This is a genomic window from Rhodococcus sp. BP22, from assembly GCF_014281965.1.
In the GTDB taxonomy this organism is placed as follows: domain Bacteria; phylum Actinomycetota; class Actinomycetes; order Mycobacteriales; family Mycobacteriaceae; genus Rhodococcoides.
Window position 1 is genome coordinate 25,727 of the sequence record NZ_JACFTB010000005.1, and the last position, 23,008, is coordinate 48,734.

Annotated in this window: 20 protein-coding genes; 9 read left to right on the forward strand and 11 right to left on the reverse strand. The window is 63.0% G+C overall.

The window, feature by feature from the left end; all coding sequences use genetic code 11:
- Positions 1 to 54: 54 nt before the first annotated feature.
- Positions 55 to 1,605, reverse strand: a complete 1,551-nt coding sequence (locus H2510_RS11945; RefSeq protein WP_186628545.1) for an ATP-binding cassette domain-containing protein — start codon at positions 1,603 to 1,605, stop codon at positions 55 to 57.
- A gap of 131 nt (positions 1,606 to 1,736) precedes the next feature.
- Positions 1,737 to 2,279: a hypothetical protein gene (locus tag H2510_RS11950; RefSeq protein ID WP_186628546.1), complete on the reverse strand. Its 543-nt coding sequence runs from the start codon at positions 2,277 to 2,279 to the stop codon at positions 1,737 to 1,739.
- Positions 2,280 to 2,365: 86 nt separating this feature from the next.
- Between H2510_RS11950 and H2510_RS11955 the strand changes: the two genes are divergently transcribed.
- The 3 genes from H2510_RS11955 (at position 2,366) to H2510_RS11965 (ending at position 6,659) form a co-directional block, all read left to right on the forward strand.
- On the forward strand, positions 2,366 to 4,177 hold the full coding sequence (locus H2510_RS11955; RefSeq protein ID WP_186628547.1) for a penicillin-binding transpeptidase domain-containing protein: 1,812 nt from the start codon (positions 2,366 to 2,368) through the stop codon (positions 4,175 to 4,177).
- 97 nt (positions 4,178 to 4,274) lie between these two features.
- A complete protein-coding gene (locus H2510_RS11960; protein WP_186628548.1) occupies positions 4,275 to 5,921 on the forward strand; it encodes an NTF2-like N-terminal transpeptidase domain-containing protein in 1,647 nt (548 codons plus the stop codon).
- A 6-nt stretch (positions 5,922 to 5,927) separates the two neighbouring features.
- Entirely contained in the window at positions 5,928 to 6,659 is a 732-nt protein-coding gene (locus H2510_RS11965) for a sulfite exporter TauE/SafE family protein (RefSeq protein WP_186628549.1), read from the forward strand.
- Between the two features lie 12 nt (positions 6,660 to 6,671).
- On the opposite strand, the gene H2510_RS11970 is transcribed toward H2510_RS11965, so the two are convergent.
- The 5 genes from H2510_RS11970 to H2510_RS11990 all read right to left on the reverse strand — a co-directional run bounded on the left by H2510_RS11970 (position 6,672) and on the right by H2510_RS11990 (position 11,979).
- Positions 6,672 to 8,120, reverse strand: a complete 1,449-nt coding sequence (locus H2510_RS11970) for a peptide MFS transporter (protein ID WP_186628550.1) — start codon at positions 8,118 to 8,120, stop codon at positions 6,672 to 6,674.
- Positions 8,121 to 8,165: 45 nt separating this feature from the next.
- Positions 8,166 to 8,579, reverse strand: coding sequence for a DUF3054 domain-containing protein (locus H2510_RS11975; RefSeq protein ID WP_397517356.1), 414 nt, complete (start codon positions 8,577 to 8,579; stop codon positions 8,166 to 8,168).
- A gap of 68 nt (positions 8,580 to 8,647) precedes the next feature.
- A complete protein-coding gene (locus H2510_RS11980) occupies positions 8,648 to 9,199 on the reverse strand; it encodes a YceI family protein (RefSeq protein WP_084347284.1) in 552 nt (183 codons plus the stop codon).
- Positions 9,200 to 9,327: 128 nt separating this feature from the next.
- Positions 9,328 to 10,494 (reverse strand): YbhN family protein, encoded by a 1,167-nt coding sequence (locus H2510_RS11985; RefSeq protein ID WP_186628551.1) that lies wholly within the window; start codon positions 10,492 to 10,494, stop codon positions 9,328 to 9,330.
- 30 nt (positions 10,495 to 10,524) lie between these two features.
- Entirely contained in the window at positions 10,525 to 11,979 is a 1,455-nt protein-coding gene (locus H2510_RS11990; protein WP_186628875.1) for an adenylate/guanylate cyclase domain-containing protein, read from the reverse strand.
- Between the two features lie 88 nt (positions 11,980 to 12,067).
- On the opposite strand from H2510_RS11990, the gene H2510_RS11995 reads away from it, so the two are divergent.
- The 4 genes from H2510_RS11995 to H2510_RS12010 are packed head-to-tail and all read left to right on the forward strand — an operon-like array spanning position 12,068 to position 15,307.
- Positions 12,068 to 13,276: an AI-2E family transporter gene (locus tag H2510_RS11995; RefSeq protein WP_186628876.1), complete on the forward strand. Its 1,209-nt coding sequence runs from the start codon at positions 12,068 to 12,070 to the stop codon at positions 13,274 to 13,276.
- A complete protein-coding gene (gene macS / locus H2510_RS12000; protein WP_186628552.1) occupies positions 13,269 to 14,399 on the forward strand; it encodes a MacS family sensor histidine kinase in 1,131 nt (376 codons plus the stop codon). Before H2510_RS11995 ends, macS begins: the two co-directional genes overlap by 8 nt.
- Positions 14,399 to 15,055 (forward strand): response regulator transcription factor, encoded by a 657-nt coding sequence (locus H2510_RS12005; protein WP_186628553.1) that lies wholly within the window; start codon positions 14,399 to 14,401, stop codon positions 15,053 to 15,055. Before macS ends, H2510_RS12005 begins: the two co-directional genes overlap by 1 nt.
- A 27-nt stretch (positions 15,056 to 15,082) precedes the next feature.
- Positions 15,083 to 15,307 carry an autophagy-related protein 2 gene (locus tag H2510_RS12010; RefSeq protein ID WP_186628554.1) on the forward strand — a complete coding sequence of 75 codons (225 nt, stop codon included), beginning with the start codon at positions 15,083 to 15,085 and terminating at the stop codon, positions 15,305 to 15,307.
- 1 nt (position 15,308) lies between these two features.
- Here H2510_RS12010 and H2510_RS12015 read toward each other — a convergent pair whose 3' ends face one another.
- Positions 15,309 to 15,698, reverse strand: coding sequence for a MarR family transcriptional regulator (locus H2510_RS12015; RefSeq protein WP_186628555.1), 390 nt, complete (start codon positions 15,696 to 15,698; stop codon positions 15,309 to 15,311).
- 81 nt (positions 15,699 to 15,779) lie between these two features.
- Between H2510_RS12015 and H2510_RS12020 the strand changes: the two genes are divergently transcribed.
- Positions 15,780 to 16,433, forward strand: a complete 654-nt coding sequence (locus tag H2510_RS12020; protein WP_186628556.1) for a DUF1707 domain-containing protein — start codon at positions 15,780 to 15,782, stop codon at positions 16,431 to 16,433.
- A gap of 92 nt (positions 16,434 to 16,525) precedes the next feature.
- Positions 16,526 to 18,397 (forward strand): DUF2339 domain-containing protein, encoded by a 1,872-nt coding sequence (locus tag H2510_RS12025; RefSeq protein ID WP_186628557.1) that lies wholly within the window; start codon positions 16,526 to 16,528, stop codon positions 18,395 to 18,397.
- Positions 18,398 to 18,952: 555 nt separating this feature from the next.
- Here H2510_RS12025 and H2510_RS12030 read toward each other — a convergent pair.
- The 3 genes from H2510_RS12030 to H2510_RS12040 form a co-directional block, all read right to left on the reverse strand.
- On the reverse strand, positions 18,953 to 19,438 hold the full coding sequence (locus tag H2510_RS12030) for a DUF6301 family protein (RefSeq protein WP_186628558.1): 486 nt from the start codon (positions 19,436 to 19,438) through the stop codon (positions 18,953 to 18,955).
- A 347-nt stretch (positions 19,439 to 19,785) separates the two neighbouring features.
- Positions 19,786 to 20,715 carry a DUF222 domain-containing protein gene (locus tag H2510_RS12035; protein ID WP_186628559.1) on the reverse strand — a complete coding sequence of 310 codons (930 nt, stop codon included), beginning with the start codon at positions 20,713 to 20,715 and terminating at the stop codon, positions 19,786 to 19,788.
- Between the two features lie 48 nt (positions 20,716 to 20,763).
- Positions 20,764 to 22,959, reverse strand: coding sequence for an MMPL family transporter (locus H2510_RS12040; RefSeq protein WP_186628560.1), 2,196 nt, complete (start codon positions 22,957 to 22,959; stop codon positions 20,764 to 20,766).
- Positions 22,960 to 23,008 lie beyond the last annotated feature (49 nt).

Here is a 23,008-nt window from a genome sequence, read left to right on the forward strand (position 1 = left end):
TCCGCGACATGGCACGAGTATCGACCCTGCAGCAGACCACCGTGGTGATGGGGTCTAGAGCTCGATCCATCGTGTCGGCGCAAGGCCACGTAGAAACGGTAAATCATGGCTGGCCACGACGAGTGCGCCCTCGTAGGTCGCCAGCGCCTCGGTGAGGTGCGCTCGGCCGGCGATATCGAGGTTGTTGGTCGGCTCGTCGAGCATGAGCAGTTTCGGCGGCGGTTCGGCCAGCAGGATGCGTGCCAGCGCGGCACGTAGTCGCTCACCGCCGGACAGGGTGGCGGTGACGGCATCCGAGTCGTGACCACGAAAGAGGAACCGGGCCAGTTGGGCGCGGATCTGTTCGTTCGACGCGTGCGGAGCGACGTCGGCAACGTTCTCGACCACTGTTCTCGATTCGTCGAAAACGTCGAGCCGTTGCGGAAGGTACTGCCACGGTACCGAGGGGCCTGCGGATTCGAGCTTTCGTAGCAATGTCGTCTTGCCGCTGCCGTTGGGCCCGATCACGGCGATCCGCTCCGGACCGACGATCTCGAGCTCCTCGGTGAGGACTACCTGTTGCCCCGCATGAACGTTCGTGAACGGAAGATCGATTCTGATCTCGCGGTCATCACGCAGGCGGTCCTCGGCCGCGCTGAGCATGGCCTGCGCGCCGGAGACCTTGTCCTCGTGGGCTCCGCGTAACTTTCCGGCGGAGACCTGTGCCGCACGTTTTCGAGCACCCATGACGATCTTCGGTTCGCGTTTCTGCTCGAACATCTTCTTGCCGTAGCGAACCCGCTTGTCGATCTTCGTCCTGGTCTCGATCAATCCGCGTTTCTGCTTGCGCACATCGTTCTTGGCATCGCTGAATGCGGCTGCTGCTGCCTGCTGTTCGGCGTCGATCACCGACCGGTAGTGCGAGTAGTTGCCGCCGAACATCCGGATGGTACGCGCGCCGTCGCGCTCGGCGCGCACTTCAGCGGTGCTGTCCATGATGTCGAGAAGTTCGAGATCATGGCTCGACACCACGAGAACCCCCGGAAACTCCAGTACGGCAGAGTACAACCGCGCACGTGCGTCGACGTCGAGGTTGTTGGTCGGCTCGTCCAGCAGAAGCACCTCGGGTCCGGCGAGAAGTTCGGCGGTCAGTGCCAGCAGCATCGATTCCCCACCGGACAACGTTCCGAGGGTGCGATCGAGATCGGCTCGCACGGAGACGATGTGGCCTAGTCCGAGCTTGTCGAGCAAACCCATCGCGCGGTCCTCGGCATCCCATCTGGACCCCACTGTCGAAAAGTCGGATTCGGTTCCATCGCCGGACTCGATGCGCTGCAGTGCTTCTCGAAGTCCGCGAAGACCGAGGATCTCGTCGACTCGCCGGCCTGGCGTCGACGTCACGTCCTGCGGCAGATAGCCGAGTTCTCCTTCGGCGCTGATCGACCCGCGATGCGCTTTCAATTCACCGGCGACGAGTCGGAGGAGTGTGGATTTTCCCGATCCGTTCGAGCCGACGAGACCTGTTCTACCAGAAGGGAATGCGATATCGAGGCCGTCGTAGACCTTCTCGCCGTCCGGCCAGGTGAACTCGAGATCGGAAATGCTCAGGGAGGATGAAGTAGGCATAGGTGCTCCAGAGGTGTGCGTGCGAGAGTGCAGGCGTAAGAAACCTCTAGAAGAGCAATGGCCTCTCCGAATCTGTTGGCGACAAAGGCGAAACCCAGATTAGACCGGGGTTGCCGGCCTCGCAACCATGTTTACGACGGGCCCTTCCTGCGTAGGTCGTCCACAGTGGTCATGGCTTCGCGAAGTTCCCCGAGCCACTCCTGAGTGTGTTCGCCGACGAGCTTGACCGCCCACGACAGAGCGTCCGCGCGAGAGCGGGCCACACCGGCGTCGACGAGAGTGTCGAGAACCTTGCGTTCGGGTTGGCGGAGCCTGGTCATCACCGGAACTGCCAGGTGGGTGAAGAGTACGGCCTCACCATCGACGGCGACGCCCCACGCGATCTTGCGGCCGTACCGTGCCTCCGCCTCGTCAGCGATCTTCATCCGGTCCTGCCGCGTCGTCTCGCGGAACCGAGCGATACGGCCCTCGGTGGTCGCTGCTGAAGCGTCGTCGGGAGTGGGGAGTTCACCGATGACGACGATCTCCTCGCGGTCTACCTCGACGGTGGCCGCACCGGCGAACCACTCGTCGGGCAGTCGGCCCGCGAACCACTGCGCGGCATCTCCGGCGTCGGGTGCGTCGGCTTGTTGCCACCCGCCGGGGCGGCCGAACTTATGTCCTTGGTGTCTCATGTCGGGTCCTTCATTGGTTATGTAAGTCTCATTACATGATTACACCGTAAATGTAATATCCGCCACGCTCGAGGCATGATCGTCCCGTGCTCACTTCGAAGAGAACGGTGTCCGCCCTCGTTGCCGTCACCGCGCTGCTACTTGCCGGTTGCTCGGACGGCGGTCCGCCGGAACCGCACACCACGGCCCAGCAATTTGTCGACGCGGTCAACGGTGGAAATGCCGAGGCAGCGGCCGCGCTGACGACGGACCCGGCTGCCGCGGCCACAGCACTGACGGGCCTGTACAACGGTCTGAGTGCCGGGGGGACGGTGACGGCGACACCCGATTTCACCGTCGAGGACACCTCCGAGGGGGGCGGGACGGTCACTCTGGATGCCACGTGGCGTTTCTCGACGACGCAGGACGGTACCGAGGAGCCGGACGGTGAACCGAAGCAGTGGCAATATGCGACAACTGCAACGGCTACCGAGACCGACCAGGGTTGGCGGATCGACTGGGATCCCGCAGTGTTGGCCCCGACGCTCACGGCCGACAGCACCATCCGGTTCACGCCGACCGATGCGCTCGTGAGTGCCAAGGTGTTCGATCGTGCCGGGGGCGAATTGATGTCGCAGCAGGTCGTGAACCTCGTTAACGTCGACGCGACCGCCGATCCTGCGGCCGTCGCAGCGCTTGTGACGCCGATCGTTCCGACGATCACTGCGCAGTCGATCGCAGCCGACCTCGCGGGTGCGCAGGGTAAGACGGTGACTCTCGTGTCGTTGCGAGCGTCCGACGTCGACCCCATTGCTGCGCAGCTCGCCGCAATGCAGGGTGTGACGCTTGCGCCGCAGGCCCGGCTCCTCACCACCGATCGCGCGCTCGCGTCACCAGCGCTGAACGGGGTATCGGAGCTGTGGCAGCAACAACTCGACGCCAACAAGGGCTGGTCCGTTCAGTCGGTCAAGGCCGACGGATCCGTCGAACCGCTCGCGGGAATCGACGCCCAGCCCGCACCGGATATCGCGACGACGCTGGACTCCGCCCTTCAGATCAAAGCCGAGAACGCACTCGCTTCGTTGCCGCAGCAGGCTGCGATCGTCGCGTTGCAGCCCTCGACCGGCAACGTCCTCGCCGTCGCGCAGAACGCTGCGGCGGACGCCGAAGGCCCGATCGCGCTGACAGGTCTGTATCCGCCCGGTTCGACGTTCAAGACAGTGACGACGTCGGCGGCGCTGGAAGCCGGGACAGCGACCCCCGACACGATCCTGCCGTGCCCAGGAACCGAGAACATAGAGGGCCGCCAGATTCCGAACGACGACAACTTCGATCTCGGTGACGTTCCGCTGCACACGGCATTCGCCCGATCGTGCAATACGACGATGGGCCGCCTCGGCGTCGGACTTCCCGCCGACGGATTGCAGCAGACGGCACTGCAGTACGGCCTCGGCGTCGACTATGTGACGCCAGGGCTGACCTCGGTCACCGGCAACGTCCCTCTCGCCGCTACGCCGGCGCAACGCGTCGAATCCGCCATCGGGCAGGGGCAGGTGACGGCGTCACCGTTCGGGATGGCTCTGGTCGCGTCGTCCATCGCGAGTGGCGTGTTGAAGGCCCCGACGCTTCTCGACGGACAGCCCGGTGTAGCGAATGCGACGCCGCAACCTGTGGATCCGCAGGTAGCCGAACAGGTGAAGGCGATGATGCGCGAGACCGTCACCAATGGCACGGCCACGCAGTTGCAGGACATCCCCGGCCTACTGGGTAAAACCGGGACTGCCGAGTTCGGGCCGAACAACGAGATCGCGCACGGTTGGTTCGTCGGAATCGCGGGTGATCTTGCTTTCGCGGTCTTCGTAGCGGGTGGGCAAAGTTCGGGCCCCGCACTCGAAGCAGCAGGTAAGCTCCTGCGGTAGTGGGCCGGCAGGCAGATACCTGGTGTGGCCCAATCGTGACCGGAGTGTATGTCTGTCGTGCTTGTTACCCTTGTGGCTACAGTGAATATTGTGACCCATGAGTTCTGGAAGGTCACTGATGCCTCGTCGTATTCGTGTCCGATATGTAGTGGCCCTCGGCGCAACTTTGGTTTTGGCCGCATCGCTTGCCACGTGGACCCTCGATCGCCCCAATAGTGGAGCCGAATCCACGGTGTCCGACTTCGTCGAGGCGCTCAACGACCGCGACGTCGAAGCAGCCGCCGAGCTGACGTCGTACCCCAATGCTGCGGCCTCGTCGATTTCACAGATGTTCGACGGTCTGTCCGCGGGCGGAAAATCAACCTCGCAGTTCGAACTCTCGCAGTTCATCGACCTCGACCAGGACTCTGGGTTCTTCACCCTCGGCTCGGCGTGGAACTTCGGCGAGGGCAAGGACTGGCAGTACTCGACGCGCGGCAGCGCGAAGAAATTGAGCGTGGGCTGGCGGATCACCTGGGAGCCGGACATCCTTGCACCGGGCTTGGTCAGTGCAGTGCACTACACCCGAACGGACGCGCCGCCACCCCTGGTATTCGACGCTGCCCAAAACGTCCTGATGAGTGAGCGGACCATCAACGCCGTTTCTCTCGACCCTGCACAGATGCCCGACCCGGCGGCGTCCGCGGCGCGACTCGCCGACGTCATCGACGTCGTAGCACCGTTGATCACTGCAGAGTCATTGACCTCCGAACTCACTGCCGCACCTGGTGCCCCAGTACTCGCGGTGAACCTGCGCGACGACGACTTCGCGGTTCTCGAGGACGATCTGCGTGCCATTCCTGGAGTCGTGATCTCGCAGACACCCAAACTGATCGCGGGCGATCGACGCATCACTTCCCCGTTGCTCGACTCAATTCGCGACGCTTGGCAACTCGGCCGCGACGCGACGTCCGGTTGGGCAGTGGACGTCGTCGGTGCCGACGGAATTCCGGTGCGTCAGGTGGGGTTCCAGGGTCCAGCCGGTCCGGACCTGCATGCCACGCTCGATCCTCGGATTCAGTTGGCAGCCGAGGATGCTGTGGTCAGCGTCGGAACCTCCGCGTCGATCGTGGCCATCGTGCCGTCGACCGGTGCCATCGTCGCGGCAGCTCAGAACAGTTACGCCAATGAGCAGGGGCAGATTGCGTTCTCGGGGATGTATCCGACGGGATCGGCAACGGCATTGCTCGACGCCCTGCAGTCCGGTGAGAACCCGGGCACGCCGACTCAGCTCGGCCTCGGCGTCAACTACTCGATGCCCGGACTCGACGCCTTCGCCGGTCAGCGTTCCGGGCCGGGTGGATCGATCGATCGGATCCGGTCGATCGGAAACGAGAGCTCTGCGGAGTCGATGACGCCGTTCGGCCTGGCTCAGATGGGTGCGGCGATCTCCCGTGGAGCTGCGCCCCTACCGTCGATCGTCGTCGGTCAGACCGCCGTCGCTGACCAGCCGACCGATTCGATTCCGCCTGAAGCCCTGGCCAGGCTCCGAAAAATGTTCGTGGACTCTGCTCATGCCGAAGGACTCGACGCGTACGCGGGATTGACAGGTTTCGCGGGTAACAGTGGCGACGACCGGTGGTTCATCGCCAACCGAGGCGATCTTGCGTTTGCCGTCTACATCGAGGACGCGGACGGAACGGACCAGGCCGTGAAGATGAGTACCCGTCTGATCCGAGGCATGGACTCCGGCATCGCCGAGTAACCCCCTGTGCTTCATTTCGGTCTGCTCGTGGTGGCCGGTTACTTCGCCGGCCTCGTCGGCTTCGTGACCGGGATGGCGTCGCTGGTGTCGTATCCAGCCTTACTGGCGGCCGGGTTGCCTCCGGTGAGCGCAAATGTCACCAACACGGTGGCGATGGTCGCCGTCGGTGTCGGCGCGACGACGAATGCTTCGGCCGAGCTCGCCAAGGACGGTAAGCAGCTGGTTCGTTACGCCATCTATTCGGCAGCCGGTGGGCTGGTCGGTGCCGTCGTTCTGCTCGTTGCGCCCGCGGGATCCTTCGAGGTGGTGGTGCCGTTCCTCGTTGCGTTCGCGGCCCTCGCGCTCCTACTGCAACCGAGGATTCGAAAGCTGTCCGGAAATCGACAGTTTCCGACGCTGTATCCGTTCGCACTGTTCTTGGTTGCTGTCTACGGCGGGTACTTCGGGGCAGGTGCCGGGGTGATCTTCTTGGCGCTCGCCCTGATCGCCACATCCGAAACGATCTGGCGCGCGAGCATTTTGAAGAGTTTCTTTCTGGGCGTCGCGAACCTCGTTGCGGCCGTGATCTTTGCGTTCTCCGGCCAAGTCGACTGGCTCGCGGCCCTGGCGCTGGCGATAGGGGCATTCTGTGGTGGCTACTGCGGCCCGCCCGTGGTCAAGCTCATCCCCCCGACGTTCCTGCGCATCGCTGTCGGAATCCTCGGGTTAGGGCTCGCAGCCTGGTTGATGTGGAAATAGCTGCAGACGTTGCTATTTCACGCCGCTCATCATCTTCTTGATCCACGGCGTCAGAGCAACCAGCGCCACGGCGACTGCGATGGATGCAGCCCCCACGCTGTAGAAGAACGGGTTCGGATTGTCCTGGTCGTAGTAACCGGCGAGAGTGCCTGCCATGGCTGAACCGAGGGCAACGGAGAGGAAGAACAACGCGACCATCTGCGTGTGGAAGTTCTCCGGGGCGAGCTTGGTGGACAGTGACAGGCCGACCGGGGAGAGGAACAGTTCCGCGAAGGTGAACATCAGCAAGATGCCGACCAGGGCGAGCAGTGGCATGTTGTCGCCGGCAAGGGCGGGTACGAATGCGAGGAAAGCTACGCCCATGATGCCCACTCCTGCAGCGAACTTCAGGGGTGTCGAGGGCTGACGATTACCGAGCTTGGTCCACATTGCGGCGAAAATGCCCGCAAAGATGATGATGAACACCGGGTTGATGGACTGTACCCACGACGGCGGGAACTCCCAGCCGAAGAGATTCCGGTCCAACTCGGTATCGGCGATGAGCGGCACTGTAGTGAATTGCTGCTGGAACAGCGACCAGAACGCAGCACTGGCGATGAACATCGGAATGAACGAGATGACCCGACGACGTTCGATCGAGGTGATCTTCTTGCTGGACAGGATGATCGCGAAGTACCCGATAGCAGCGACGACCGTGACACCGACGACGATGTTGGACAGGTTCGATGCTTTGATCGCGCCGAACACCGAGAGCAGAGCTATGAGGGCGATCGCCGCCGCAGCGATCGCGACCCACTTGGTTCGCTCGGTCGAGGGGAGCGGATTGGGGGCGACAGCGCCGATGCCGTGCAAATGCTTCCGGCCGAGCGTGTACTGGATGAGGCCGAGCCCCATACCGATAGCCGCCAGCGCGAAGCCGGCATGGAATCCGATCTTGTCCCAGGCCAACCCGGTGAGCAGCGGGCCGATGAACGCGCCGATGTTGATGCCCATGTAGAAGAGCGAGAAACCGGCATCCCGTCGAGGATCCTTCTCCTCGTACAGATCTCCCACCAAAGACGTCGCGTTGGCTTTGAGGCCGCCGCTACCGAACGCGACGAGCACCAAACCGACACCGACCCCTATGAAACCGGGGAGCGCTGCCAGAGCGATGTGGCCGAACATGATGAGGATGGCGCTGTAGAACAGGGTGCGTTCGGAACCGAGAAGTCGATCGGCGATCCACGCGCCGAGAATCGTAGACAGGTACACGGTGCCGCCGTATGCGCCGACGATCGACGTCGCCGAGCTCTCGGGGATCCCGAGTCCGCCGTCGGACACCGAGTAGTAGAGGTAATAGATGAGGATGCCTTGCATCCCGTAGAACGAGAAGCGCTCCCACATCTCGACACCGAACAGATTCGCCAGTGCGAATGGCTGCCCGAAGAATCCGGTGTCCTGCTTGTCCGTCACATCCGCCATTGAAGAACTGTCCCATGCTCGATGGTGCAGAGGGGGCCGATGGGGTCAGTTTCTCCGGGCGGATATGACTCGCGCGAGGGCGCGCCAGCCGAGAAGAAACAGTGCAAGCACGGTCGAGGCTACGACGACGAAGCTGAAGGCAGTGCCCTGCCCGCTGATCGCCCGCAGCACCATGCCGATCGCGACGGTGGACACCCACACGATGATGCCGGTCGGGACGAGGAGGAACGCGTCGAACTTATCGCGGTAGAGCGCCCAGGTGGCGGCCCAGCCGACGACCGCACCGATCAGAAACGGCCAAGCGGTCGTCGCCAATCCGGCAAGTGCACCCGTCTCGTCGTGGCTGCGTCGACCGATGGCGCAGAAGATCAGGACCAGAACGAGATCTATGACTGCGGGAACGTACAGCGGGGCGAAACGGCCCGGTACGGCGGCGATGATCGGGTTGCGCTTGCTCACCGTTCCCACAATAGAGAACGGGCCCGCCGACTGTATGTCCGCGGGCCCGTTCCGGTGAATGTGGCGATCTAGGAAGCCAGACCTGCTTCGATTTCGAGGGTCAGGGTGATCTTGTCGCCGACGACTGCGCCGCCGCCTTCGAGAGGCATGTCGATGGTGAGACCGAAGTCGCGACGGTTGATGGTGGTGGTGGCTTCGAAGCCGGCGACCGGACCGTTGCCCATGCCGGCGTTGACGCCGTTGAACTCGAGTGCCAGGTCGATCGACTTGGTGACGCCGTGCAGGGTGAAGTCACCTGTCACGACGAAGTCGGAACCCTTGGGCTGTACCGACGTCGAGACGAAGGTGGCGGTCGGGTACTTCTCGACCTCGAAGAAGTCGGCAGTCTTGAGGTGGCCGTCGCGCTGCGCGTTGTCGGTGGTGATGGAGGTGACGTCGATTTCGGCGGCGACGGAAGGAGTGCCGTCGGCGGCAACGGTGATGGTGCCGGTGAACGCCTGGAAGCGGCCGCGGACCTTGCTTACGACGAGGTGGCGCACGGAGAAGCCGACGGTGGAGTGCGAAGGGTCGATGTTCCAGGTGCCTGCGGACAATTCTGGCAATGCGATCGCGGTGGTCATGTGAGCTCCTCTAGCGGTGGGGTTGAAGGTTCAACTTGCATAGTACACAAGCGGACCGGGGTCCGAATCTATTCCCGGCTGCCGAATAGAGATGCCGATCACAGTTTTCGAGCGGGAGGGAAAGCCCGTTATCCAGACTCGGGATCGGCGTTGTCCGCCCGCGGCGGAGCCTCCCGAGGCAGCCGAGACTCTTCGTACAGGCCCCTGGTTTCTCGCTGTTCGACTGCTTCTCGCTGTTCGACGGCGATGTCGTATTCGAGGTTCTCGTGCTGGTGGTTGCGGAACACGACGAGGAAAACAACCCAGCCGACGATCGCGACGAGGATGAAACTGACACCGCGATAGACGAAGGCGGCTGCGACGGCCTGTGACGCGCTGATGCTGGCCGCGCTGGTGAGAAAGGCGATCAGGGTGGCGTCGACGATGACGAGCCCACCCGGCGCGAGCGGCACGGATCCGACGGCCTTGCCTGCGGCGAAGGCGATGAGCAGACCGGAGAGTCGGGGGTCTGCGCCGACGGCGAAGCAAGCGAAGCCGAGGCAGGCGACGTCGGCGAGTCGGTGAACCGCCGACCACGACACGGTGAGCGCGCCGTCGCGTGTGCCGAGTCGAACCGATTGAACTTGTTCGATGATCTCGTCGATACGCTCGGCACCGGTATCGGTGGGCCGGTTACGGAAGTCGTTGATCTTGCGCAACGTCCACTGGGCCGTGCTGCGTATCGCCTGCGGGTGTGCGGAGATGTACCGCACTCCCAGGACGATCAGGACGACGCCCGCAATCGGCAGTACCAGGGTGAACGTGTTGACCGATCCGCCGACCAGGAGGGCGCCACCGACGCCGAGGACTGCGAGTCCCGCGGCCGCGATAACTCCGGAGATCGCGAGCTGCCACGAGGCGACTACCGGACTCGCGCCCCACCGTCGGGTCTCACGGTAGGTGAACGCGGTGGAGAAGACCTGTCCGGCGGGCAGCGTCAACGACATGGCAGTGCTGCCGTAGATGACCGAGACCGACTTGGACTGACGGACGCGAACTCCGCCGGCTTCGAGCAGTTGCTTCTGGACGCGGCCGAACGCGCTCAGTGAGAGTGCCTGGGCAAAGACACATGCGGCGAGCCAGCCCCAATGAATCTCGGTGAGGGCCTTCCACGACTCGTGCAACCGCGGCCAGAGGTAGATTCCCTCGCCGATGAGCAGTGCGAGCAGGGCAATCCCGACTACCCATTTGAACCAGTGGAGACGATTCCGCTTCCGTGGCCCGTCGGGGACGGACTCCGGTCTTGGTTCGGCCACCTTCACAGGGTAACCACACTGCGCCCGCTGTCAGGGATTCTCGACCGGCCACGCAAGGTGTGTGCGTCTACGCCGGCCGCGTAACTGAACCTGATCACCGAGTTCCCAATGCGCCTGTTCCTCGTCGCTGGCGAAGTAGAGCGCGGACGTCGACGCGAGAACGCGGCCCGGTCTCAGCTTGGCCAGTTCGGTCAATCGAGACGCTTCGTTGACGGGATCTCCGATCACGGTGTACTCGAACCGCTCGGCTGCGCCGATGTTCCCGGCGACGGCCAGTCCCGCCGACACACCGATACCGATGTCGAGTCCGGTGATGTCGTTGAGGGCGAACCGCAGGTCACGAGCTGCAGCGAGCGCAGCGGTCGGCGCGTCGGGTCGGTCGAGGGGTGCGCCGAAAATGGCGAGTGCCGCATCACCCATGAACTTGTTGACGAATCCGTTGTGCTGATCGATGACGTCGACGACGACGCGGAAGAATTCGTTGAGGAGGACGACGACCTCACTGGGAGGACGCTCGGAAGCCGTCGCCGTCGACCCGACCATGTCCACGAAGAGCACCGCGACGAAGCGAGTCTCGCCTCCCAATTCGGTACCGAACTGCAATGCACGGCGCGCCACGTCTTCGCCGACGTGTGCGCCGAACAGTTCACGCAGGACGCGTCGTTCCGCGGACTCCTCCATCATGCGGTTGAAGCCGACTTGCAGTCGTCCGATCTCGCTCCCGTCGAACACGTCGACCTCGACATCGTTCTCGCCGCGTTGGACACGCTCGATCGCCCGACGCAGTTGCCGGATCGGGTCGGAAATCTGGCTGGCCGTCAACATCGACAGGATGAACGCCTGCCCGATAGCGAGGATGCTGAGCAGGATGATCGCTATCGCGAGCGAGTTGGGGGAGAACACCAGATCGGTGGTCAGCTGGGTCACACAGAGCAAGATGATGCCGATGACGGGCATCAGGGTGCCCAGCCCCCAGGTCATCGCCATCCGGGTGCCGATTCCGGGTGTCATGGTCCGGTCGAATCGACCCTCGCTCAGTGCCATCGCAGCGAGGGGGCGCAGGATCCGTTCGCCGAGCATGTAGGTGAATCCGAAAGTGACGGTGGCAGCCATGACCACGGTGACGATGACGGCGACAGCGAGCGACGGCATTTCTGCGACCGTCAGGAAGACGAACAGAATACCCCCGAAGACCCACAGAAGGGCATGCACGATCGCTTGACGCAACGGCGCGTGCAGCGCAGTCATCTGCTCCTTACGGGTGGGTGGGCCACCCCGCAGCTGCCACCGAACGACCGTCCGCAACAGGCGGGACGCGTAATAGAGGCTGACCCCGCCTCCGAACAGCAGATAGATGCTGAAGATCCAGACATTGCGTGATCGGTCCGCGATGATCGAGTCCGATTCGGCTATGGGCAGCCCATAGCGAACGAAGCCGAATACGAGCACCGCGCCGAAGAGGTTGGACAGGCCCATCGAGACCATATAGAGCGGCCAGCGACTCTTCAGTGTGAGCGAGACCGCTCGGAAAGATGCCAGCACAGGTTAAATTTACCGGGTGGGCACAGGCGAGCTGCGGGCAGAAGCACCAAAGGACCCTTCCGGTGCCCGATCGCCCGCGGATTCGGTTCATCCGTTGGTACGTGTCGGAGCGGAATGGACGTGGCGTCTGCTGGTTCTGTTCGCCGGTTTCGTGACCCTGTGCTATCTCCTCATCCGGCTCGAAACGGTGTTCATTCCTATCGGCCTGGCGCTGCTGGCCTCGGCGATGCTGGTGCCGATCGTCGATTGGATGCAGCGACGTGGAGTTCCGAGATCCGCAGCAGTCATCGTCGTCATCATCGCCAGTATCGGTGTCGTCGTCGGGATCATGACGTTCGTCGTCGAGCAATTCATCGAGGGACTACCGCAACTCGGCGATCAATTCACCGCGAGCATCAACGACATCCAGTCCTGGTTGTCCACTGGCCCACTTCATATAAGTGAGGATCAGATCCGGCAGACCAGCGACGAGGCCGTCAAGATCATCCAAGATAACCAGGCTGCGGTCACGTCCGGCGCATTGACCACCGCGACGTTCATCGGTGAGGTATTCACCGGCGGGTTGTTGACGCTGTTCACACTGATCTTCTTCCTGTACGGCGGAGATCAGATCTGGAACTTCGTCACCAGGCTTGCCCCGACGTCGTCACGGCGGCGCATTCGCCTTGCCGGTAGCCAGGGCTTCGGCTCCCTGATCGGTTACGTTCGCGCCACGGTCGCCGTCGCCGCCGCCGACGCCGTCGGTATCGGAGCCGGGCTGGCCATTCTCGGTGTGCCCTTGGCATTGCCGCTGGCATCGTTGGTGTTCATCGGCGCGTTCATCCCTATAGTCGGGGCCTTCCTCACCGGATTCGTCGCTGTGTTCATCGCACTGGTGACCAAGGGGCTGATCACTGCGTTGATCACGCTCGGCATCGTCGTCGCAGTCATGCAACTGGAAGGGCACGTACTGCAGCCACTCCTCTTGGGACGCGCGGTGCGACTGCATCCTTTGGCTGTGGTCTTCGCCATCACCTTGGGAATCCTGCTGGCAGGCATCATCGGTGGCCTGCTGGCCGTTCCAGTCGTGGCAGTGCTGAACACGGCGATCCGCTCGCTGCTGGCAGAGGACCCGGACGAGGTCTACGAGGAGCTGGAGGAACACGATCCGTCGGAGCCGCTGTTCCCGGCAACAGGGGACAGCCCACGCCCACGTAGTCGACAACTCGACCCAGGAACTCTCGAAAAGCCTGATGACTGACGCACTTACTCCGCTCTGGCGCGCGTCGCAGGTGTTTCGATTCGTCACCCTGCTCTATGCGGTCAGCTACCAGGTCGCCTCGATGTCGTCCTACAGCAATCCGCGCCTGAGCTGGTTCTTCGTGGCGCTGATGGCGGTGTGGACCGGGGTCTCGGCAGCGCTTCTCTCGGAGAAGAGAATTCCGCGATGGAAGGTGGTGTTCGCCGACCAACTCGTCGTCATCGGGTTGATGGCATCGACTCGGTTGGTCGCCGACCCCCAGTGGTACAGCACGCACCAGACTCTCCCGACGACATTGTGGGCCACCAATGCGGTGATTTCGGCGGCAATTCTCTTCGGGCCCAGGGGCGGAATTGCGTCGGCGATCGTGCTCGCGGCTGTGAGCGCATTGGTGCGCGATCAGGTGAACTTCGATCTGTGGACGGATGCGACAGCGCCGGTTCTGGTGTCGGTCGGGCTTGCACTCGGGTTGGCGAGCAACACCGCGAAGCGCGCACACTCGGAATTGGAGCGGGCCATCAGGCTCGCGGCGATCACCGAAGAACGCGAACGGCTTGCCCGCCAGGTGCACGACGGCGTCCTGCAAGTGTTGGCGCTGGTTCGTCGGCGCGGAAATGAAATAGGCGGTGCTGCAGGTGAACTCGCTGACCTTGCCGGTGAGCAAGAAGTTGCGCTGCGAATGCTGATCTCCGAGCAGGGGAACCCGAGCCGCGTCGATACCGGGGATGCACAGGTGGACCTGGGGAGTCTGCTCCGACAACAGGGCAGCACCACGGTGTCGATCTCTGCCCCGACGGATCCAGTACTCGTCCACGAACCCGTCGCCGAGGAGCTCGCTGCCGTTCTCGCGACAGCGTTGTCGAACGTGACATTGCACGCGGGATCGGGTGCGCGCGCGTATGTTCTGCTCGAGGATGTAGCCGGTGACATCATCGTGAGTATTCGTGACGACGGCGTCGGGATAGCTGCCGGGCGCCTCGCCGAAGCTGAGGCAGAAGGCCGAATGGGTGTCTCCAAGTCGATACTGGGGAGAGTTGAGATGCTAGGCGGCACAGCAGTTCTCGACAGTGATGTCGGGACGGGGACCGAGTGGGAGATTCGAGTGCCGAAGGAGTGGAAGTGATGGAGGAACAGATTTCTGTCATGGTCGTCGACGACCACCCCATGTGGCGCGACGGAGTGGCACGCGACCTCGACGCGGCCGGATTCGACGTCGTTGCCACCGCTGACGGAGTCGGGTCCGCGGGGCGTCGCGCTCAGGCCACGCAACCGGCCGTCGTGCTGATGGACATGCACCTGACCGACGGAAACGGTGCCGACGCGACAGTCCAGGTACTGCTCGGTTCGCCGAACAGTCGGATTCTGGTGCTGTCGGCCTCCGCTGAACGCGGTGACGTGCTCGACGCAATCAAGTCCGGTGCCAGCGGGTATCTGGTCAAGAGTGCATCGGCCGAGGAATTGTTCGACGCCGTCCGGGCTACCGCCGCCGGGCAAGCCGTGTTCACTCCCGGTCTGGCCGGGTTGGTTCTCGGGGAGTATCGCCGTATCGCCACCGCCCCCGCGGACGCGAACGACACCGAAGTACTGCGTCCGATGCTGACCGACCGCGAAACCGAAGTGCTACGCCTCGTGGCAAAGGGGTTGAGCGCGAAGCAGATTGCGACCAAACTGACATTGAGCCATCGCACGGTGGAAAATCACGTGCAGGCCACACTCCGCAAGCTGCAGCTAGCCAATCGTGTCGAGCTGACGCGTTACGCGATCGAACAGGGTTTGTGAGCCGCCCGCTCGGGGCAACCCCACCCCATGAGTGAGACGGACAAGCCAGTGGATACGACGGTGGACCCGACCGAGAAGTCGGCCGGCCTGGATGCGGACGGTGCGCAGAGTGCGGCCGAGCGTGGGGAGGCCGTCCGCGAGTTCGACGACCACCTGGACGGATCGGGCGACAAACCGACGTTCCCGACCCCTGATGCCGCGGAGGTCACCGACACCGAGACGGACCCGAAGACAACGACGCGGACCGAGTAGCTCAGCGCTTGACCAACTGGGTGAGGGCGATCTTGGCGATCGGGGCATACGGAAGCACAAGCCCTGGGAAGCCGTCGACCGTCAACCACGTCCGTGAACCGGCGGGATGCGACTCGACGCCGTGGGTCAGCGTCAATCCCAGCGCACGGTTCTGCCACCAGGCCTGCCACGTCCAGGTTCGGGCCGCCTCGTCGACGGCGAGCACACGGAAGTCGATCCGAATCCAGAGTGGTCCCTCGACTCTGCCCGAGGTGTCGGCAACCAGCCGTTCGCCGTCGTAGTCGACGCCGCTGATCTGTGGCGCCCACGTCGACCAGAGATCGGGGTTCATGTAGCGCTCCCACACAATCCCTGCGGGAGCCGAGCCGGTCGCATCGATCGTGATTTCCATACTGTGGGCTGTACCCGCGAGCCGGTCCAGCGAACCTTGCAGTTCGAGGCAGTCGCTACGCGTGGGCATTATCCTGGATTCATGGAGGCAAGGAATCTGCGAGTATCGGACGCCGAAAAAGAGCATGTCGGTGAGTTGCTGCAGCGTGCGGTCGGTCTGGGGATGTTGTCCCTCGGGGAGTTCACCGAACGTATGGACACTGCGCTTACCGCGAAGACGCGTGGTGAGTTGAACGCTGTGGTGGCGGATCTGCCCGGGATGCAGATCTCCGAGGAATTTCGACCGACGGTCCCCGCAGCCTCGGCACCGTATCAGCAGAGCGCCCCCGCGTACGACCGGTCGCATACGTTGTCGTGGGATCGAAGTCAGGCAGCGGTCGTCCGCGGCACGATGTCGACGGTGTCACGCAAAGGTCCGTGGAATGTGCCACCACGGATGACGATCGACAGCAAACTTTCGCAGGTCACGCTGGACTTCACGCAGGCGATCATGTCGACCCAGGTCGTCGAGATCATGGTGAGCGATTATTGCAGCACTATCTCGCTGATCCTGCCCCCAGCGGCTACCGCTGACCTCAACGGCCTCGAAACCGTCGGAGGGAGTGCGAACAACAAGGTGCGCACCGGCCCGCCGATCGGGGCGCTGCACGTCATCGTGCGCGGGAAGGTCCGGTTCGGGACACTCACCGCCAAGCACCCACTGGGCACGTCGCTGCGCCGGATGTTCGGCAACTGAATTCTTTCGTCAAGGGCAGTTCGGCAAACCCCTAGGTAATGAGGAGTAGAAATACTCAGCCGTTGCCGGGGGCCGTCCGACATGATCTGTCCATGACGAATCCGCGTAGTGCCGGTGTCGATCCGCAATTGGTGGCGAGACTGTCGGGCCAGTTCGCAGCACTGGGGGAGCACCTCAGGCAGGTTTCCGGCGAACTCGGGCAGCTGCATACACAACTGGCAGCGCAACAGGCGCCGATGTTCCCTGCCCAGCCCCAGACATTTGCCCAGCCCCAGGCATTTGCCCAGCCCCGTCCCTTCACTCCGCCCCAGCCTCAGCAGTTTGCTCAGCCCCAGCCCCAGCCCCAGCAGTTTGCCCAGCCGCAGCAGTTCCCTCGACCACCCCAGCCTGCACCGCCCCGGCCTGCCGCGCCGAAGAAGGAGCCATGGTGGCAGCGGGACGGTGTGATCTCTCGGCTGCTCGCGATCGCCGGTGCCGGAGTGACATTGATCGGCATCGTGATGCTGCTGGTTCTGGCAGCGCAAGCGGGGTGGTTCGGGCCGGAACTACGTGTCGGTGTGGGAGCGGCATTCTCGTTGGCGTTGGTCTACATCGGGTCCCGCATATTCGGTCGATCCGGCGGGAGGGTCGGTGGTATCGCTGTCGCGGCGACCGGAGTTGCCGGGCTGTATCTCGACGTCGTGGCCGTCACGGTGATCTACGACTGGCTCGAGCCGGCTCTCGGTTTGGCCGCTGCCTTCGGTATCGCAGCGGCTGGTATCGCACTGGCGGTGTCGTGGCGTTCGCAGCCGATGGCGGCGTTGATTCTTACCGGAGTTGCCGTGTGTGCACCGGTGGTCAGCGGCGGAATCACGTTGTCGGTCATCGGTTTTTTCGCTGCAACGTTCATAGCGACCTTCCCCGCCCAGCTCGGACGTGACTGGCCGTTGTTGAATGTGGCGCGCACGCTTCCGATCGTTGCCGCCACGTTGCTGGGAATAGCGGAGGCCTCGTCCGCTGGAGTTGGGACCGGCGATGCCGTCACGCTGTTGATCGTTGCATCCGTCGTTGCCGCATTCGGGTTGGGAAGCTCGCTCGAACTCCTTCGCCGCAACGCAGCCGACACGATGGCATCGGCGATGATGGCGCTCGGTGCACTGCCGATTCTTGTGGTGGGTACCCTGTTCGAGCGTTGGACACTCGCGCTGGTCGAACTCCTGGTCGCCGTTGCCTGCGCGGCAACTATCGCCTTGGCGCGCTGGTTGCCGGTGCATGCCAGGATTGTGCTTTCCCTTGCCGGTGCGGCGGCGTTGTTGCAGGCCGTCGTCGTTCCGACCGCAGTGGAACTGCGTCCGCTGACGCTGTTGGCGGTCGCTGCTGCTGCACTCGTTCTTGCGCAGAAGCTCTCGTCCAAGATCGCCTACTTCATCGGCGGTGCATTCGCCGCACTCGGGACTATCGGTTTCGTTGTCGTCGCACCCGTCGACGGCCTCATGGATGCGGACTACGCCACCGGACATTTCGGCGTCGTGGTTGCGGGCCTGCTGTTGGTAGCGGTTGCGGCGGGCCTGGTTCTGGTTGCTGTACAACTCGGAATCGCCGAGCAGAACGTGCAGTCTTACTGGGTGTTCGCAGGCGTTGTCTCGCTCTACGGTCTGACGTCCGCGACGGTCGCGCTCGGAGTGGGAGCAATCGGCGGCACAACAGGTTTCATCGCGGGTCACTGTGCGGCCACTATCGGATGGATGGCGGTGGCCATGGCATTGTTGATCATGGGGCTCCGAAGTGAGAAGTACGCGCACACTGCACTATTGGCGGGGCTGTCGCTGACGGCTGCTGCGGTGGCCAAGCTGTTCCTGTTCGATCTGGTTGCTCTCGACGGCCTCTTCCGCGTCGGCGCCTTCATCGTCGTCGGACTTCTGTTGCTCTTCGCGGGCACCAGATACGCAAAGGTGTTCGCAGACCGCGAGGCTGAACAGGCATAACCCGAGACGGGACGAACCCGCCGGCTCAGTATGGTGCTGGCCGGCGGCGTTCGCGGACATTTTCGGCAGCGCGGTGTTGGCGAAAGCGGCGGCGAAGCTCGCGGATCCGATAATCGTCGAGGTCGCAGACCTGGGCGTGCAGCATCCATGTCTTCCCTGCACCAGGGGCGCCAGCGGTGATGATGGCGGAACGGCCGTCCCGACGCGGAGTCTGGCGCTCGAGCGGCCAGCGAGATAACTACACACCCCCGCGGGTCAACCGTAATCACGGCAGTCCCGTAATTACGGTTGACCCGGTCCGCAGTGTATTGACCGGAACCCGTGTAGATGAGGTCGATTCCGGTGTGCTCGGCAAAGTAGTCGCCGCCGATCTTCACCCTGAAACCCACAACAGCCATCATCGACCTCGCGTGGCGACGAAGCCCACGAGAATGAGGACCTCTCTACCCTCATACTCGCCCGAATCACCGAGTAACTAGCCACCATTCGATGTGAGTGGTCCGATTCGCGTGGAGGAGCGCAAACCTGTTTCCGCACCGGATGCGACCTCGATCGCTAGTCCTCATCCTCCGGTTCGGGCTCATCCACCCATGCCTGATATCCCGGACTCTTCAGACGCAGGTCGATCGCACGGACACCCCGGTTCAGCGTAATGACCACTTTCGGCAGGTCCCATCGGAGAGCTGCTTTTGGTCCGGGTTCGGCGCTCGTGGCTGTCCCCAGGAGTGAGGTAAGTGCCACATCGAGGTTCGTGAACGCTTCGTCCCGCAGCGGGCGTACCACTGTCATGGGCGTAGCGCCATCTGCCACGTCCGTGACGTCGATCGAGATCCACTTCATTCTGGGTTGCCGCCCGAACATTTGAGCCTCCGGCCGGTTGACATGAAAGTTCGTCCGTATCGAGGCGCCACCTTGCATGAGTTCGACGAGCTCCCATCCAGCTTGTGCGCAGAAGGGTTCCAGGTCGTCGACGGCCCAGGTCCAGTCGAATTCTGTAGCGAGGCGGGCGATCCGGGTGGCGCCTTCGATGTCGACGTGCATGTGTGGATGCTACTTCCTTCTTGATCGTTGTTGACGACGGCCCGATCGGGGGGCCGTGGAGGTGAGGGCTGGCGGGTTGTCGGTCATCGGATGTGAGCGCCGTAGGTCAGCACCTTGCCGGCCTCGCGTGGGTGGGCGTCCGTGACGGCCGGTTGCCGCATGCTGATGTTGACGACCATCGACTGGTCGACCTTCTTGTCGGTGTTCGCGGGCCACCCGAGGCCTGCGAGGGGCGCGCCAACGTCGTCTACAAGGTCAGAAAGACCGACACGAACGGCAACGTGTGGGAATGGGACGCCGCACTGGACCCGAACACGAAATACCGGATCCCCGCACCAGCGGCGGCATCACCACCAGGCCTCGCCGGGCCGGTCGCGTCCCCCCGTTCCTCTCGCGGTTCCGGTGCACCAGGTGGCCGAATCACCCGGGGGCGGTGGCGGGTCGCCGTTCGACGGCCTGGTGAAACCCGCAGCCGATTCCCTAAGCGGTCTGTCGATGCTCGGGTTGCCTGCCCTCGCGTCGATCCCGGCGATAACCCAAACTCTGTTCCAGCCCACAGCTCGCAGCGGCACGCCAAGGCATGGCTCGCCGTACAGCAAAGCCAACAATCCATCCACGCGGCGCTGCTGCCCGGTACGCGGATCCTTCTTGCATACGGTCGCGGAGATCTCCGAAATCAATGCCTCTGCCTCGGCCCCTTGCAGATCCGACATCTGCGCGCGCAGTACAGCCATCCCGGTCCCATCCCCGCGAATATTGACTCCGGTCGACTGTGCCTTCGCTTCCGTCTGTGCCGCAGTCGCTTCCGCTCCGTCGAACTGCATCCACAAACTCCACACGCGGTTGCGCAAACGGCGTGGTGCCATACTTTCGGCTGCCGCGAGAGCTTGGAATTCGATTGCCTTTACGGTGCGTGCACTGGCTTTGCCGAGCACCGATGCCAACACCACTACTCGCGCCCAGTCGATGCCTCCTGATATCAACCGCAGCGCCGTCAACGGCAGATGGTTCAACGCCTCGGAGGTATCGAGGAGAGTGCGACCTGTCGACAGTGACACCGTCAGTTGCGTCGAGATCTCACAGAGCACTTCACGATGACACTCCGACGGATCTCCACCGCACTCCTCGGCATCGGCGAGGCGGCGATCGAGGATCTCGCATACTGCCTCGACCAGGCGGCCGCGACGAACATTCTCCGCCGACGCGCATTCGGTGAGGATGTCGAGCATGCCGCCAACAGCCTGGTCAGCAGTCTCGATGAACGTCGATTCGAACATACTGTCGAGTGTAACTTCTCCCACCGACGCAAAGTCGAAACCCAGAGATCAACGTGCGCTTGCTGATTCGTGCCCAGTCGTAGTCGCAACGCTCTCGTCCTCCAGGACCGGCTCGCCGAGGCCGGTTCGACGCTGGATGCGCTTCATCCATTCCGGTGCCCACCAACAGTTGTCGCCGAGAAGCTTCATGGTTGCCGGGACCAGGAACATGCGGATCACCGTCGCGTCGATGATGAGCGCGGCGATCATGCCGAAGGCGATGTACTTCATCATCACCAGGTCCGAGAATGCGAACGAGCCCGTCACCACGATGAGTATCAGTGCTGCTGCGGTGATGATGCGTCCGGAATGTGAGGTGCCGATTCGGATTGCGTCGGTGGTGCTTGCGCCCTTGTCTCGCGCTTCTACCATCCTCGAGAGCAGGAAGACTTCGTAGTCGGTGGACAGCCCGAAGACGATTGCGCCGATGAGCAGCAGAATCATCGCCATGATCGGACCCGGGGTGAAGTTCAACAACTCCGAACCGTGTCCGTCGATGAAGATCCACGTCAGAATGCCCATCGTCGCACCCAATCCGAGCGCGGTCATGAGCACGGCCTTGATCGGCAGAATCAGCGACCCGAACGTCAGGAACATCAACAGCGTCACGATGAGGACTACCAGGATCGCGGTGAGCGGCAGGCGATCTACCAGTGCAGTGATCGAGTCCTGTTCTATTGCAGGCGTTCCCGTGATCTGGACGTTTGCACCGTCTGGAACTTCGATGCCGCGCAGGTAATCGAGCGCAGGTTGGGAATCGTTGCGATCCTCGAGGCCTGCCTTGAAGACGATGACACCGTCTTTGCTTGCACCGGTAGGTGTGAACTTCTCGACGAGTCCGGGAGCTTCGTTGGCTTGCTTGGTGATCTGCCCGAGGGACGCACCCTGCGCGTTCGAGACAACCAGCTTGAGCGGCTCGGTGCGTTGTCCAGGGAACAGTTCGTCGAACTGAGACTGCGCAACACGTGTCGGGTTGTCGGGCGGAAGATACGTCTCGTTGATTCCGCCGAACTCGATTCTTCCCACCGGGAGGGTGAGCACCAGCAGGGCGAGCACAATCGTGACGGCAACCTTGACTGGGCGACGCATCACCCAGGCGGTCAGCTTGCCCCACATGCCGTTCTCGATCTCCTCGGACGACTTGGTTTTACGCATGAACTTGAAGCCGAGCGCGTCGACGCGTGGACCGAGAACCGCAAGCAGCGCAGGTAGGACGGTCACTGCGACGAGTGCGGCCAGCGCGACGGTCGCAATGGATCCGTATGCGACGGACCGAAGGAATCCATGCGGGAACAGCAGCAGGCCACCGAGACTGGCGACGATCATCGTCGCAGAGAACGTCACCGTGCGCCCCGCTGTCATCACGGTGCGGCGCACTGCATTTCGAGTCGAGTATCCGTCGCCCAGTTCCTCACGGAAGCGGGAGACGATGAAGAGTCCGTAGTCGATTGCAAGGCCGAGTCCGACCATCGACACCACTGGCGCCACGAACGTGTTGACTTCGGTGAAGTTGGTGAACAACTTGACGATTCCGTTGGCGCTGACCACCGTCAAAGCGCCGACGACGAGGGGGAGCGCAGCGGCGACGATTCCACCGAAGATGAAGAACAACAGCACAGCGACAGCAGGAATGGCGAGGATCTCCATTCGATGAATGTCGTCGGCCATCGTCGATTGCAAGGCCCCGGCAACCGCCTGGAGTCCCGCAACCTGGACGTCGACGCCATCGATGTAGAACGCGTCCTTGACGGCTTGGAAGTTGTTCGTCAGAGCCGTCTCGTCGTCACCCACTATCGCGATGCTGGCGACAGCGTGCTGTTTGTCGGCCGTTGCCAGCGCGGCCGCGCGGGCAGCGCCGTCCACGGTGAAGTAGGTGCCATTGATCTTGGCGATCTGAGCAGGGTGTTCTGCGACAAGCGAGTTCAGGTTGGCAGTGACCGCGGCAGTGAATTTCGGATCGTCCACCGTCTTTCCCTCGGGAGCGGTGTAGAGGACGATGACATCGCCCTCTGTGTCACGTCCGAACGTGTCGTCGGCGAACTGAGCAGCACGCACCGATTCCGAACCGGGGTCGTCGAAGCCGCCCTGGCTCAGTCGATTCTCGAATCCGACCCCGTACATGGCCAAGCCGAGAAGGCCGGCCACCATGACTCCGATGACCGTGAATCGCCAGCGGTGGACGAGATCTCCCCATCGGGCGAACACTCAGGTCACTCCTCGAAGTTCGGCAATGACAGCCATGCTTCCCCCATCT